The sequence below is a fragment of the Catenulispora sp. GP43 genome, from assembly GCF_041260665.1.
Taxonomy (GTDB): Bacteria; Actinomycetota; Actinomycetes; order Streptomycetales; family Catenulisporaceae; genus Catenulispora.
This window is the reverse complement of sequence record NZ_JBGCCT010000008.1, coordinates 34,597-47,518: the sequence shown is the minus strand read 5'-3', so window position 1 is coordinate 47,518 and position 12,922 is coordinate 34,597. Positions and strand designations below refer to the sequence as shown.

At 70.3% G+C, this 12,922-nt stretch carries 11 protein-coding genes; 6 read left to right on the top strand and 5 right to left on the bottom strand.

The features are described 5' to 3' along the window. Positions 1-11: 11 nt before the first annotated feature. The 5 genes from ABH926_RS17870 to ABH926_RS17850 form a co-directional block, all read right to left on the bottom strand. On the bottom strand, positions 12-1,112 hold the full coding sequence (locus ABH926_RS17870; RefSeq protein ID WP_370366776.1) for an ABC transporter permease: 1,101 nt from the start codon (positions 1,110-1,112) through the stop codon (positions 12-14). Then, the gene (locus ABH926_RS17865; protein ID WP_370366775.1) at positions 1,109-2,209 is read right to left on the bottom strand and encodes an ABC transporter substrate-binding protein; all 1,101 of its coding nucleotides are present in this window, start codon (positions 2,207-2,209) and stop codon (positions 1,109-1,111) included. The genes ABH926_RS17870 and ABH926_RS17865 overlap by 4 nt, the downstream gene beginning before the upstream one ends. A gap of 425 nt (positions 2,210-2,634) precedes the next feature. Further along, positions 2,635-3,474 carry an ABC transporter ATP-binding protein gene (locus tag ABH926_RS17860; RefSeq protein WP_370366774.1) on the bottom strand — a complete coding sequence of 280 codons (840 nt, stop codon included), beginning with the start codon at positions 3,472-3,474 and terminating at the stop codon, positions 2,635-2,637. A 32-nt stretch (positions 3,475-3,506) separates the two neighbouring features. Beyond that, a complete protein-coding gene (locus tag ABH926_RS17855) occupies positions 3,507-4,532 on the bottom strand; it encodes a FecCD family ABC transporter permease (protein WP_370366773.1) in 1,026 nt (341 codons plus the stop codon). Next, positions 4,529-5,593, bottom strand: coding sequence for a FecCD family ABC transporter permease (locus ABH926_RS17850; RefSeq protein ID WP_370366772.1), 1,065 nt, complete (start codon positions 5,591-5,593; stop codon positions 4,529-4,531). The genes ABH926_RS17855 and ABH926_RS17850 overlap by 4 nt, the downstream gene beginning before the upstream one ends. A gap of 143 nt (positions 5,594-5,736) precedes the next feature. Here ABH926_RS17850 and ABH926_RS17845 point away from each other — a divergent pair, with 143 nt between their 5' ends. From ABH926_RS17845 to ABH926_RS17820, 6 genes are read left to right on the top strand one after another with little or no spacing between them, the layout of a single operon-like run. Further along, entirely contained in the window at positions 5,737-6,747 is a 1,011-nt protein-coding gene (locus ABH926_RS17845) for an ABC transporter substrate-binding protein (RefSeq protein ID WP_370366771.1), read from the top strand. 5 nt (positions 6,748-6,752) lie between these two features. Beyond that, entirely contained in the window at positions 6,753-7,676 is a 924-nt protein-coding gene (locus ABH926_RS17840; RefSeq protein WP_370366770.1) for a siderophore-interacting protein, read from the top strand. Between the two features lie 35 nt (positions 7,677-7,711). Continuing rightward, positions 7,712-9,232: an aspartate aminotransferase family protein gene (locus tag ABH926_RS17835; RefSeq protein WP_370367063.1), complete on the top strand. Its 1,521-nt coding sequence runs from the start codon at positions 7,712-7,714 to the stop codon at positions 9,230-9,232. Then, positions 9,229-10,551, top strand: a complete 1,323-nt coding sequence (locus ABH926_RS17830) for a lysine N(6)-hydroxylase/L-ornithine N(5)-oxygenase family protein (protein ID WP_370366769.1) — start codon at positions 9,229-9,231, stop codon at positions 10,549-10,551. The genes ABH926_RS17835 and ABH926_RS17830 overlap by 4 nt, the downstream gene beginning before the upstream one ends. Continuing rightward, on the top strand, positions 10,548-11,105 hold the full coding sequence (locus ABH926_RS17825; RefSeq protein WP_370366768.1) for a GNAT family N-acetyltransferase: 558 nt from the start codon (positions 10,548-10,550) through the stop codon (positions 11,103-11,105). Before ABH926_RS17830 ends, ABH926_RS17825 begins: the two co-directional genes overlap by 4 nt. Next, entirely contained in the window at positions 11,102-12,907 is a 1,806-nt protein-coding gene (locus ABH926_RS17820) for an IucA/IucC family siderophore biosynthesis protein (RefSeq protein ID WP_370366767.1), read from the top strand. The genes ABH926_RS17825 and ABH926_RS17820 overlap by 4 nt, the downstream gene beginning before the upstream one ends. Positions 12,908-12,922: the final 15 nt, after the last annotated feature.

Below are 12,922 nucleotides of genomic sequence, written 5' to 3'. Positions count from 1 at the left end.
AGGAATTGACTTTATGTAAGACCCCTGCTTCGCAGCACGCGCCGCTCCAACGGCACGAACAGCAGCTGGTTGACCGCGACGCCGACCGTGAGGATGAGCACGATCGCCGCGAACGCCCCGGCCATGTCGTTGGAGTCCTGGGCGTTCTTCAGCAGGAAACCGAGCGAGTGGCCCAGATCCGCGGACTCCACGATGATCTCGGCGGCCAGCAGCGAACGCCACGAGAACGCCCAGCCCTGCCGCAGCCCGGCCAGGTACCCGGGCAGCGCCGCGGGCAGCAGCACATAGCGCACCGAGGCCAGACCGCGTGCGCCGAGGTTGCGGCCCACCCGCAGGTACAGCGGAGGCACCTGATCGAGCCCCGACACCACCCCGACCGCGATCGAGGGCACGGCGCCGGCGAGCACGACGGCGTACAGCATCGCGGGCTTCGGGCCGAAGAACATCAGGGCCGGGGGCACCCAGGCCACCGACGGCAGCGACTGCAGCCCGGACAGGATCGGCCCCAGGCCCGCCCGCACCGGCCGCAGCCGGCCGACCAGCAGGCCCAGCGGCGTGCCGATGGCGACCGAGGCGCCGAAGCCGATCGCGCCGTGCTCGACGCTGTGCCCGACGGAGGGCAGCGCGTCGCCGCTGGAGAAGGTGCTCTTGAGCGAGGAGAAGGTTTCCGAGGGGCCCGGCAGCTTCCAGTCCGGCCAGATCTTGGCCGCGTAAAGGATCTGCCAGACGGCGACGATGAGGACGATGGCCAGGATCGGCGGGTAGGCGGCACGCAGGATCGCTGCGAGCCGGCCGGATTCGTGGACGGTGGTGGTTTCCAGGGCATCGAGGCCGGCCTCGACTTCTTGGAGCGCGTCGGGGGCTTCGGGATCGGCGGCAGACGGCTCGGGCTCAAGCTCGGCAGCAGCCAGGTGGCTGAGACCGGGCTCGGGAGCTTCGGCGGCTTCCGACTCGGCGGCAGGCTCGGCGGCAGGCTCGGCGGCAGGCTCGGCGGCAGGCTCGGCGGCAGGCTCGGCGGCAGGCTCGGCGGCAGCCAGGCTATCCGGTTCGGCCTCGACCTCGACCTCGGCGGCCTCAGCCACCGCGCCGGCCTTCGGGTCCTCCTGGCTCACTTCGCGCCCAGCCCCGCGTCGGAGACCGCCGCCTGGCCGTTCTTCGCCAGTTCGGCGTTCAGGATCGACAGGTCGAAGATGCCGTGCAGGTCGGTCGCCTTCAGCAGCTTCACCGCGACCGCGTGGTCCAGCGAGGTCTGCAGGGTGGAGGCCTCGGGGTCGTTGGTGACCTTCTGCTCGCTGAAGGAGCGCTGGATCTCGGCGTCCGTCAGGGCCTTGCCGGTGAGGCGCTTGAGCTCGCTGTTGACCAGCTTCTGCGCGTCGGCGGGGTCCGAGGTGATCCAGGAGTTGGCGGCGATCTGGCCGTCGATCAGGGCCTTGACGGTGTCCGGGTGCTTGGTCAGGAAGCTGGTGGCCACCACCAGGGTGGTGGTCGAGAACTGGCCGTTCGGCCACAGGCTGCGCTCGTCCACCAGCACCTTGGCACCGGCCTCGCTGACCAGCCGGGAGGCCCAGGGCTCGGGGAGCCAGGCGCCGTCGATGTGGCCGGCCTTGAACTGGTCCAGGGTGGTCGCGTTGTCCTGCGGGTTCACCGAGACGTCGCCGGTGCCGTCCAGGTTGGCCGTCAGGCCCTGCTGCTTGAGCCAGTACCGCAGCGCCACGTCCTGGGTGTTGCCCTTCTGCGGGGTGGCCAGGGTCTTGCCCTTGAGGTCCGCCGCGGAGGTGATCGACGGCTTGACGACCAGTTCGGCGCCGCCCTCGGTGGCCCCGGCCACGATCTTCAGCGCCTCGCCGTGGGACTGCACGAAGGCGGACAGCGCCGCGGACGGGCCGACGTAGGCGGCGTCCAGCTGGCCGCCGAGCACCGCGGTCATCTCGGCGGGGCCGGCGTTGTAGATCTGCGTGGTGAGCTTGGTGGCGCCCAGCGCCTTGGCGAAGTCGCCGTGCGCGACCCCGACGACGGCCGTGGCGTGCGTGACGTTCGCGAAGTAGCCCAGGCGCAGTTCCGAGGCGGCCGAACCGCCGGAGACGGCGGCGGCGCTCTTCGTCCCGGAATCCGAGCTCTTCGACGACCCGCACGCGGCGGCCGAGGCGACGATCCCGAGGGCGGCGCCGAACGCCGCGACCGTACGAACCAGAGTCTTGATGTCTATCACAGGAAGGCTCCCGAAAGGATCGCCGGGCACACCGGCGGGCGGCTTGGCGCAGCCGCTGGAATCAAGGAAAAGGAAAAGGCAGGCCGATCAACCGCACGGAAAGTGCGAACCGGACCCAGACAGGCACGGGCGGGTCAGGACGCCGCCGGACAGCACGCACTGGACAGCCGTCCGAAGTCGACGTATCGCCGACCGACCAGGGCCACTCCATCGCGGGACATGGCTAGAGAGTGGCACGGTCTCGGATTCCCGTCTATTTCCTGTCCGATATATGGACACCTCGAAGGCTTCGGAAATCCACTATTTCTGGGGCCATTAATATCGGTGTCCGAACCTTTTCCGGACCGATATTTCCAGTACCCTTCGGACCTTGATCGCAGCCGAGGTGTCGCAGGGCTCGACGACGGGAGTCTCAAGCCTCCTGGTCAGCCGAGCGAGGGCACCCCGGACCGCCGACGGGCACCCGGAACGACCAGCGGGGTGCCCGTCTCCGGATCCTCGATCACCCGGCACGGCAGGCCGAACACCGACTCCACCAGCTCGGCCGTGACGATCCGCGCCGGCGGTCCGCCGGCCGCCACCCGGCCGTCGCAGAGCACGACGAGATGCGTGGCGTAGCGCGCGGCCTGGTTCAGATCGTGCAGCACCGCCACCAGCGTGCGCCCCTCCTCCTCGTGCAGGCGTGCGCACAGGTCCAGGATCTCGATCTGGTGCGCGATGTCCAGGTACGTCGTGGGCTCGTCGAGCAGCAGCAGCGGCGTCTGCTGCGCCAGCACCATCGCCGTCCACACACGCTGGCGCTGGCCGCCGGACAGCTCGTCCACCGCCCGCTCGGCCAGGTCCGACACCCCGGTGGCGGCCATCGAGGCGGCCACCACCTGCTCGTCCTCGCGCGACCACTGGCGCAGCAAACCCTGGTGCGGGTGGCGGCCGCGGGAGACCAGGTCGGCGACGGTGATGCCGTCCGGGGCGATCGAGGACTGCGGCAGCAGGCCGACGATGCGCGCCACCTGCTTGGTGGGCAGCGAGGCGATGTCCGCGCCGTCCAGGACCACGGTGCCGGCCTTCGGCTTCAGCAGGCGGGACAGAGCCCTGAGAAGGGTGGACTTGCCGCACGCGTTGGGGCCGATGATGACCGTGAAGGACCGGTCCGGGATCGCCACGGACAGGTCCTCGGCGACGGTGCGGCCGTCGTAGGCCAGGGTCAGGCCGGTGCCGGCCAGGCGGAAGGCGACCTTCTCGGTCGGGCCGCTCACCATCGTCATGTCGCTCGTCTCCTTGGGATTCCTCGTCACAGTCAGATCCGCCCCGCCTTGCGCCCGGCCGCCAGCAGCCAGATCAGATAGCCGCCGCCGAGGACGCCGGTGACCACCCCGACCGGCAGCTGCCGCCCGGGAACCGCATGCTGGGCAACGAGATCGGCGCCCGTGAGGAGCACGGCGCCGACCAGCATCGACGGCACCAGGTTCGGCCCCGGCGCGCGGGTCAGCCGCCGGGCCACCTGCGGTGCGGTGAGGGCGACGAACGACACCGGTCCGGCCGCCGCCGCGGCGAAGGAGGTGAGCAGCACCGCGGCGGCCAGCGCCGTGAGCCGGATCCGCTCGGCCGGCACACCGAGCGCGCGCGCCACGTCATCGCCCATCTCCATCACCTGCAGGGCCCTGCCACACCCGGCGACGATCAGCGGTGCGAGCACCGCCATCGCCACCGCCAACGGCACCACGTCGCCCCAGCCCCGGCCGTCCAGGCTCCCGGTCAGCCACAGCATCGCCCGCGCGGCGTCCATCAGTTGAGCCTTGGTCATCAGATAACCGTTGACGCCGCTCAGGATCGCCGAGACCCCGATGCCCGCGAGGATCAGCCGGTAGCCGTGCACCCCGCGGCGCCAGGCCAGGGCGTACACGCCGACCCCGGTCGCCACGCCGCCGACCACCGCCCCGCACGCCAGCGCCAGACTGCTGCCCCCGGCGACCACCACGACCAGCGCGCCGGTCGCCGCGCCCGCGGTGAAGCCGAGCATGTCCGGGCTGCCGAGCGGATTGCGGACCAGCGACTGGAAAGCGGCGCCGGCCAGCGCCAGCGCGGCTCCGACCAGCAGCGCGGTCACCACGCGCGGCAGGCGCAGCTGCACGACGATGAAGTGGTCGGCCATCGAGCCGCCCCCGGCGAGGGTCTGCAGGACCTCCCCCGGCGGGATCCGATAGTCGCCGCTGCCCAGGGTGATGACCGTGGCCGCGAACGCGAGCAGGACACAGGCGATCGAGGCGGCCAGGGCCCGGGGCCGGTAGCGGACGGAGACGGCCGCCGTTCGCAGAACCCTCATGCCCGCACCGCCTTCGCGCGCCGCAGGAAGTACAGGAAGACGGGCCCGCCGACCACGCTGGTCACCACCCCGACCTGGATCTCGCCGGGCCGGGCCACGACGCGCCCGAGCACGTCGGCGCCCAGCAGCACCACCGGTGCCAGCACGGCGCAGTACGGCAGCAGCCAGCGCAGATCCGGGCCGGTGATGGAGCGCACGACGTGCGGCACCATCAGCCCGACGAAGACGATCGGCCCGCAGGCCGCGGTGGCCGCCCCGCACAGCAGCGTCACCGCCGCGATCGCCGCCGCACGCACCGCGGTCGGCCGCGAACCCAGGGCGCGCGCCGAGTCCTCGCCGAGCGCCAGCGCGTTGAGCGGCCTGGCCAGCGCCAGGGCCAGCACCAGGCCGACGGCGACGAACGGCAGGACCCTGACGACGGTGGAGGACGTGGCGTCGGCCAGCGAGCCGACGGTCCAGAACCGCATGGCCTCCAGGGACGCCGAGTCCAGCAGCATCGCGGCGCTGACGAAGGAGAACAAGGTGGCGTTCAGCGCGGCGCCGGCCAGGGCCAGCCGGACCGGCGTGGCCGAGCGGCCGCCGCCGACCAGGTAGCCGGCGGTGGTGGCGATCGCCGCGCCGGCCAGGGCGAACCAGATGTAGCCGTTGAAGCTCCCGATCCCGAGCAGCCAGATGGCGGTGACGACGGCGGCCGAGGCGCCGGCGTTGATGCCGAGCAGCCCCGGGTCGGCCAGCGGGTTGCGGGTCAGGGCCTGCATCACCGCGCCGGCCAGGCCCAGGGCCAGCCCGACGGTCAGGCCGAGCAGGGTCCGGGGCAGCCGCATCTGGTGCACGACCGTGTAGTACGGCGAGCCGGAGTCGGCCAGGCCGTGCCACACCTGGCCGGGTGAGAGCGCCTCGGCTCCGAAGCAGATGCTCAGGACGAGGATCGCCAGCAGCAGCACGGCCGCGGCCACCAGACCCGCGCCTCGGGCCAGGGTACGGCGGGCCGGGCCCGGCGGGCGTCCGGTTATCGGGACAGCGGCGGCCTCAGGGGCCTGCGGTGGTGTGGTGGCGGACAAGACCGGGCTCCGGTTCGACGGCGCGGAGGGGGGCGACCCCCCTTGGGTGAGTAATGAGGTTAGGCTAACCTAACTTCGCCGGCCTCGCTTCACCGACGCCGGGTTCGCGCACCCTTCCTTTCCCCTGCACGAAAGCGACATTCATGCCTTATTCACCCTCTGCTTCCCTTTTGTCTCGCCGGGGCATGCTGACCGCCGTCGGGGGCGGCGCCGTCGTTACCGCGCTCGCCGCCTGCGACAACGGCAAAAGCAGTAGCAACAGCGGCAGTCCCAGTTCCTGGTCCTTCACCGACGACCGGAAGCAGATGGTGAAAGCCCCCTCGGCGCCCACGAGGGTCGTCGCGTACACCGGCACCGCCGCGGCGCTCGTCGACTTCGGCCTCGACCACCAGATCGTCGGCGTCTTCGGGGAGACCACGCAGGCCGGCGACCTCAACGTGGGCAAGGTGACGGTGCTGGGCAACGCCTGGGGCGAGTTCAACGTGGAGAAGTACGCCGCCCTCAACCCCCAGCTGCTCGTCACGCACATGTACGACCCCGGAGCCCTGTGGTACGTGCCGAACGAGAGCAAGGGCCAGATCGCCAAGCTCGCCCCGAGCGTGGCCGTCAACGTGGCCAAGGTCTCGCTGCCCACGCCGATCCAGCGCTACGCCGAGCTGGCGCGATCGCTCGGGGCGGATCTGAGAGCCAAGAAGGTGACCGACGCCAAGACCCGGTTCCAGACCGCGGCCGAGACGCTGCGCACGGCGGCGAAGGCGGCAAAGGCGGCCGGCGGCCTGAAGGTGCTGGCCGCCTCCGGCAGCCCCGACACCTTCTACGCGTCCAATCCGGGCATCGCCGCCGACCTGATGTACTTCGCCGAGCTCGGCGTGGACCTGATCGTCCCGGACAAACTCGACTCCGGTGCCTACTTCGAGAGCCTGAGCTGGGAGAACGCCGACAAGTACAAGGCCGACCTGATCCTGCTCGACAGTCGCTCCACCGCACTGCAGCCCGCCGCGCTGGCCGCCAAGCCGTCGTGGAACGTGCTGCCCGCGGTGAAGGCCGGCCAGGTCACGCCCTGGGACGCCGTGCCGCGCTTCTCCTACGCCGGCGCCGCTCCCCTGCTGGAGAGCCTCGCCAAGGCGATTCAGAACGCGAAGAAGGTGAGCTGACGCCCATGACCGCTTCGTCGACGTCCACCGCTTACGAATCAGCCTCCGGACTCGTCCACGGCAAGTTCCGCTTCTTCCCGGTCCGCGTGGTCGCGACCCGCCGCCTCGGTCCCTCCATGGTCCGGATCACGTTCGCCGGCGACGCGTTGCGCGAGTTCGCCGGCGGCGGCCGGGACCAGAGCTTCTCACTCTTCCTGCCACAGCCGGGGCAGCACGCACCGATCGTCCCCTTCGACGCCGGCGACGGCTGGTTCGCGCAGTGGCGGGCGATGCCCGAGGACGAGCGGGCCGTCATGCGGTCCTATACCGTCCGGTCCCAGAACCGCCGGTACCACGAGGTCGACGTCGACTTCGTCCTGCACGGCACCGGTTCCTCGTCCTCGGGACCGGCCGGACCGGCCTCGCGCTGGGCCGCCGAGGCCGTGCCGGGCGATCGTGCGGTGCTGCTGGGACCCGCGTCCGAGGACAACCGCAGCATCGGCTTCCAGCCGCCGGAGGGGACGGACTGGGTCCTGCTCGCCGCCGACGAGACCGCGCTGCCGGCCGCCGCCGCGATCCTGGAATGGCTGCCGGAGGGACTGCGCGCCCGGGCCTGGATCGAGGTCCCGGACCTCAAGGACACCCAGGAGCTGCTCAGCCCCGCCGAGGCCGACATCACCTGGCTGATCCGCGACCCGCTGCGCCGGCCCGGATCCCTGCTGGCCGAGGAGATCGGCGGCGCCGTGTTCCCCGACGGCGCACCCTACGCGTGGATCGCCGGCGAGTCCGGGATGGTCAGAACCCTGCGACGCCACCTGGTCGGCGAGCGCGGCATCGACCGAGGGCGTGTGGAGTTCTCCGGGTACTGGCGCTTGGGCGCGACCGAGGAGGATCTGCGGACCGAGAAGATCACCGAGGCTGTCGCCCAGGATGCGGGGGAAGCCCGGTGAGCCCTCAGACCTCGGCCGTCGCGACCGCGCGCGCCATCTTCTCCCCCGCCGTCGAGGAAGCCGCCGGGCACCTGTTCAACGACCGGACGCTGGACCGCTACCGGCACAGCATGGCCGAGGGCGTCGAGCGCGTCGCGAACCGGATCGCCCGGACTGACCGCCCCTTCAGCGGCGTCACCCCCGACGACCTCGCCCCCGGCGTCTCCGGCGTCGATCTCGACCGGCCGCTGGCGGATCCGGCGGCGGCGCTGGACGAGCTCGAAGAGCTCTACCTGCGCGACGCCGTCTACTTCCATCATCCGCGCTACCTCGCGCATCTCAACTGCCCGGTCGTGATCCCGGCGCTGCTCGGCGAGGCCGTCCTGACCGCGGTCAACTCCTCCCTGGACACCTGGGACCAGAGCGCCGGCGGCACGCTGATCGAGCGCCGGCTGATCGACTGGACCGCCGGGCGGATCGGGTTCGGCCCGGCCGCCGACGGGGTGTTCACCAGCGGCGGCAGCCAGTCGAACTTCCAGGCGCTGCTGCTGGCCCGGGAGGAGATCCTGGCGAAGGCGGCCGCCGCCGAACCGGCACCGGGACGCCCAGTGCGGCCGTTCGACGGCAGGCGGGACGTCATGGACCGGCTGCGCATCTTCGTCTCCGAGGCCGGCCACTTCAGTGTCCGCAAGTCGGCGAAGATGCTCGGCCTGAGCCCGGACGCCGTGGTGAGCGTCCAGACCGACACCCGCAAACGGATGCGTCCGCAGGCGTTGGAGTGGGAGCTGGAACAGTGCCGCTGGGCCGGTTTCATCCCGATGGCGGTCGTGGCCACCGCGGGCACCACCGACTTCGGCTCCATCGATCCGCTGCCCGCGATCGCGGCTCTGTGCGCTGAATCAGGGGCCTGGTTCCATGTCGATGCCGCCTACGGCTGCGGCCTGCTCGTCTCCCGCTCCCGGCGCGGCCTGCTCGGCGGGATCGAGCGCGCCGACTCGGTCACCGTGGACTTCCACAAGTCCTTCTTCCAGCCGGTCAGCTCCAGCGCGTTGGTAGTACGCGACCGCGCAGTGCTGGCGCACGCGACCTACCACGCCGACTACCTCAACCCGGCGCGCATGGTCGAGCAGCGCATCCCCAACCAGGTCGACAAGAGCATCCAGACCACACGCCGCTTCGACGCGCTCAAGCTCTGGATGACGCTGCGGATCATGGGCCCGGACGCCGTCGGCGAGCTGTTCGACGAGGTCGTCGACCGGGCCGCGCAGGCCTGGGTGCTGCTCACCGTCGACCCGCGCTTCGAGGTGGTGACCCGGTCCCAACTCAGCACCCTGGTGTTCCGCTACCTGCCGCCGGAGGGCCCGGCCCGGGACCTGGCCGACGGCGCGAACCTGTACGCCCGCGAAGCACTGGCCGCCTCCGGCGCCGCGGTGGTGGCCGGGACGAAGGTCGGCGGCCGGCACTACCTGAAGTTCACGCTGCTGAACCCCGAGACCACCGTCGACGACATCGCGCACGTCCTGGACCTGATCGCGGACCACGCCGCCGAGTACGTCGAACGACGGAGCGCCCGGTGAGCATGCACGACTTCATCGCCATCGGCCTGGGACCCTACAACCTGGGCCTGGCCTGTCTGACCGAGCCGCTCGACGGGCTCGACGGGCTCGACGGGCTCGACGGGCTCTTTCTCGAGGCCCGCCCCGAGGCCGGCTACGCCTGGCACCCCGGGATGCTGCTGGCCTCGGCCACGTTGCAGACGCCGTTCATGGCCGATCTGGTCACGCTGGCCGATCCGACGTCGCCGTACTCGTTCCTCAACTTCCTGAAGGAGACCGGCCGGCTCTACCCGTTCTACATCCGGGAGAACTTCTATCCGGTCCGCGCCGAGTACGACGAGTACTGCCGCTGGGCCGCGGCGCGGCTGCACAACGTCCGCTTCGGCCGGTCGGTGACGCGGGTCGAGTACGACGAGACAGAAAGCTGTTACGTCGTCCGCTCGGTCGGCACCGAGGACGGCGTGGCCGCCGAGGACCGCGCGCGGCGTCTGGTGCTGGGCACCGGGACTCCGCCGCACATCCCGGAACCCTGCCGCGGGCTTGGCGGCGACCTGGTCCACAGCGCCGACTACCTGGCCAATCGAGAGCTGCTGCGCAGCAAGGAGAGCATCACCGTGGTAGGCAGCGGCCAGAGCGCGGCCGAGATCTACCTGGACCTGCTCGCCGACGCCGGAGCCGACACCTACCACCTGAGCTGGGTGACCCGGTCCCCGCGGTTCTTCCCGCTGGAGTACACCAAGCTCACACTGGAGATGACCTCGCCGGACTACGTCGACTACTTCCACGCCCTGCCCGAGGCGACCCGGTACCGGCTGGAGGCCGAGCAGAAGGGCCTGTTCAAGGGCATCGACGCGGTGCTGATCAACGAGATCTTCGACACGCTCTACCTCAAGAGCGTGCGCGGTCCGGTGGCGACCCGGCTGGTGACCAACACCGAGCTGCGCGGCGCGTCCTACGACAAGGCAGGCGGCACCTACACCCTGGATCTGCACCACGAGGAGCAGGAGCGCGGATTCTCGCTCGCGACGCAGGGGTTGGTGTTGGCCACCGGGTATCGGTATCAGGTCCCTGAGTTTCTGGAGCCGGTCCGGGACCGCATCCGCTTCGACGGCGGTGGGCGCTTCGACGTCGCGCGCAACTACACGATCGACGTGGCAGGCCGCGAGATCTTCCTGCAGAACGCCGGCACCCACACGCACAGCATCACCTCGCCGGACTTGGGCATGGGCGCCTACCGGAACTCTTGGATCATCAACGAGATGCTGGGCCGGGACCACTACCCGGCGGAGAAGTCCATCGCCTTCCAGGAGTTCGGCGCGCCGGACGGACTGCTCACATGATCACCTTCCGTCCGATCGATGTGGACTCCGACGCCGAGATCGAGATGCTGCACCGCTGGGTCACCCATCCCAAGGCGGCGTTCTGGCTGATGCAGGACTTCGACGTCGAACAGGTGCGCGACGAATACCGCCGGATAGCCGGGCATCCGCATCACGAAGCGTTCCTCGGGCTGGTGGACCGAGATCCGGCGTTCCTGGCCGAGCGCTACGACCCCGGCCGCGTCGAGCTGGTCGGGCTGTACGAACACGAAGACGGCGACGTCGGGATGCACTTCCTGTGCGCGCCGACCGACACCCCGGTCCACGGCTTCACCCGGGCGGTCCTCACCGCCGTGCTGGCCTGGATCTTCTCCGACCCCGACGTGCCGCGCGTGGTCGTGGAGCCGGATGTGCGCAACGCCGCGGTCCAGGCGCTGAACGCGGCGGTCGGGTTCCGCGTCGTCGGGCCGATCGCCAAGCCCGAGAAGCAGGCGCTGTTGAGCGTCTGCACCTGGCATGACTTCCAGACCGCCACCGCTGCAGCCGTCATTCCGCGCATAGGAGCCTTCGAATGAACCCCCGTGACGCCGTCCGTCATCTGACCCCGGAGAACTGGGAGCGCGCCAACCGGCTTCTTGTGCGCAAAGCGATCGCAGAGTTCTCCCACGAGCGGTTGCTCACACCGCAGCCGCTGACCGGGTCCGACCATGAGTTCGCAGTACACAGCGACGACGACACCGTGGCGTACTGCTTCTCGACCAAGGTGCTGGCGCTGAACCACTGGCAGGTGGACGCCGAGAGCATCGTTCGCATTCGAGGCGGCGAGGAGGCGCCGTTGGATGCGGCCGACTTCTGCATCGAAATGCGTGGCGCGCTCGGCCTGAGTGACTCGGTACTGCCGGTCTACCTGGAGGAGATCGCTTCCACACTGGCGAGTACCGCCTACAAGCTGAGCAAGCCGCCGGTGTCCGCGGCGGAGTTGGCGCGCGCCGAGTTCCAGCGGATCGAGACGGAGATGACCGAGGGACACCCCACGTTCGTCGCGGGCAACGGCCGGCTCGGCTTCGGCGTCGACGACTTCCGCCGGTACGCGCCGGAGGCCGCGCATCCGGTGCACCTGGTCTGGGTGGCCGCGCATCGCGACCACGCGGCGTTCACGGCCTGCGCGGGCACCGAGTACGAGAGCTTCATCCGGGCCGAGCTCGGGGAGGAGTTGCTGGGGTTGTTCGGCAAGGTGATGACCGGGTTGGGGCTGGATCTGGATGACTATCTGCTGATCCCGGTGCATCCCTGGCAGTGGTGGAACAAGCTGTCGATGACGTTCGCCGGGGACATCGCCCGGCAGTACCTGGTCTGCTTGGGACCCGGCGATGACGAGCACTTGGCGCAGCAGTCGATTCGGACGTTCTTCAACGTCACCGATCCGTCGAAGCACTATGTGAAGACGGCGCTGTCGGTGCTGAACATGGGCTTCATGCGCGGGCTGTCGGCGGCGTACATGGAGGCCACGCCGGCCATCAACGACTGGTTGGCCGCGCTGATCGCCGACGACGCCGTACTGAAGCAGACCGGGCTGTCGCTGATCCGGGAGCGGGCGGCCGTGGGCTACCGGCACCGGCAGTTCGAGGCGGCGACGACGTCCTCGTCGCCGTACCGGAAGATGCTGGCCGCGTTGTGGCGCGAGAGCCCGGTGCCGGCGCTGGAGCCGGGGCGGCGGTTGGCGACGATGGCCAGTCTGCTGCACGTCGACCGGGACGGCGGCTCGCTGGCGGCGGCGCTGATCGCGGAGTCGGGGCTGGCGCCGGAGGTGTGGCTGCGGCGGTATCTGGAGGCATACCTGACGCCGTTGCTACATGCGTTCTACGCGTACGGGCTGGCGTTCATGCCGCACGGCGAGAACGTCATCCTGGTCCTGGACGGCGGCGCGGTCGAGCGGGTCGTGTTCAAGGACATCGCCGAGGAGATCGTGGTGATGGATCCCGCGGTGGCGCTGCCGCCGAGCGTCGAGCGGATCCGGGCGGAGGTGCCGGAGGATGTCAGGCTGCTGTCGATCTTCACTGATGTGTTCGACTGCTTCCTGCGGTATCTCAACGCGATCCTGGCCGAGCGGGAGGTCTTGGCCGAAGATCTGTTCTGGCGGACGGTCGCCGAGTGCGTTCACGCTTATCAGGATTCTTATGGCCATGCTTCACCTGAGCCGGCGGACCGGTTCCAGCGTTTCGACATGTTCGCACCGCAGTTCGATCTGTCGTGCTTGAACCGGCTTCAGCTGCGCGACAACCAGCAGATGCTGGACCTCACCGATCCCTCGGGGGCACTGCAGTTCGCGGGGACGCTGGAGAACCCGATCGCCCACTTCGGCCGGTTGGCGGGCTGAGGGCCGGGTACGAAC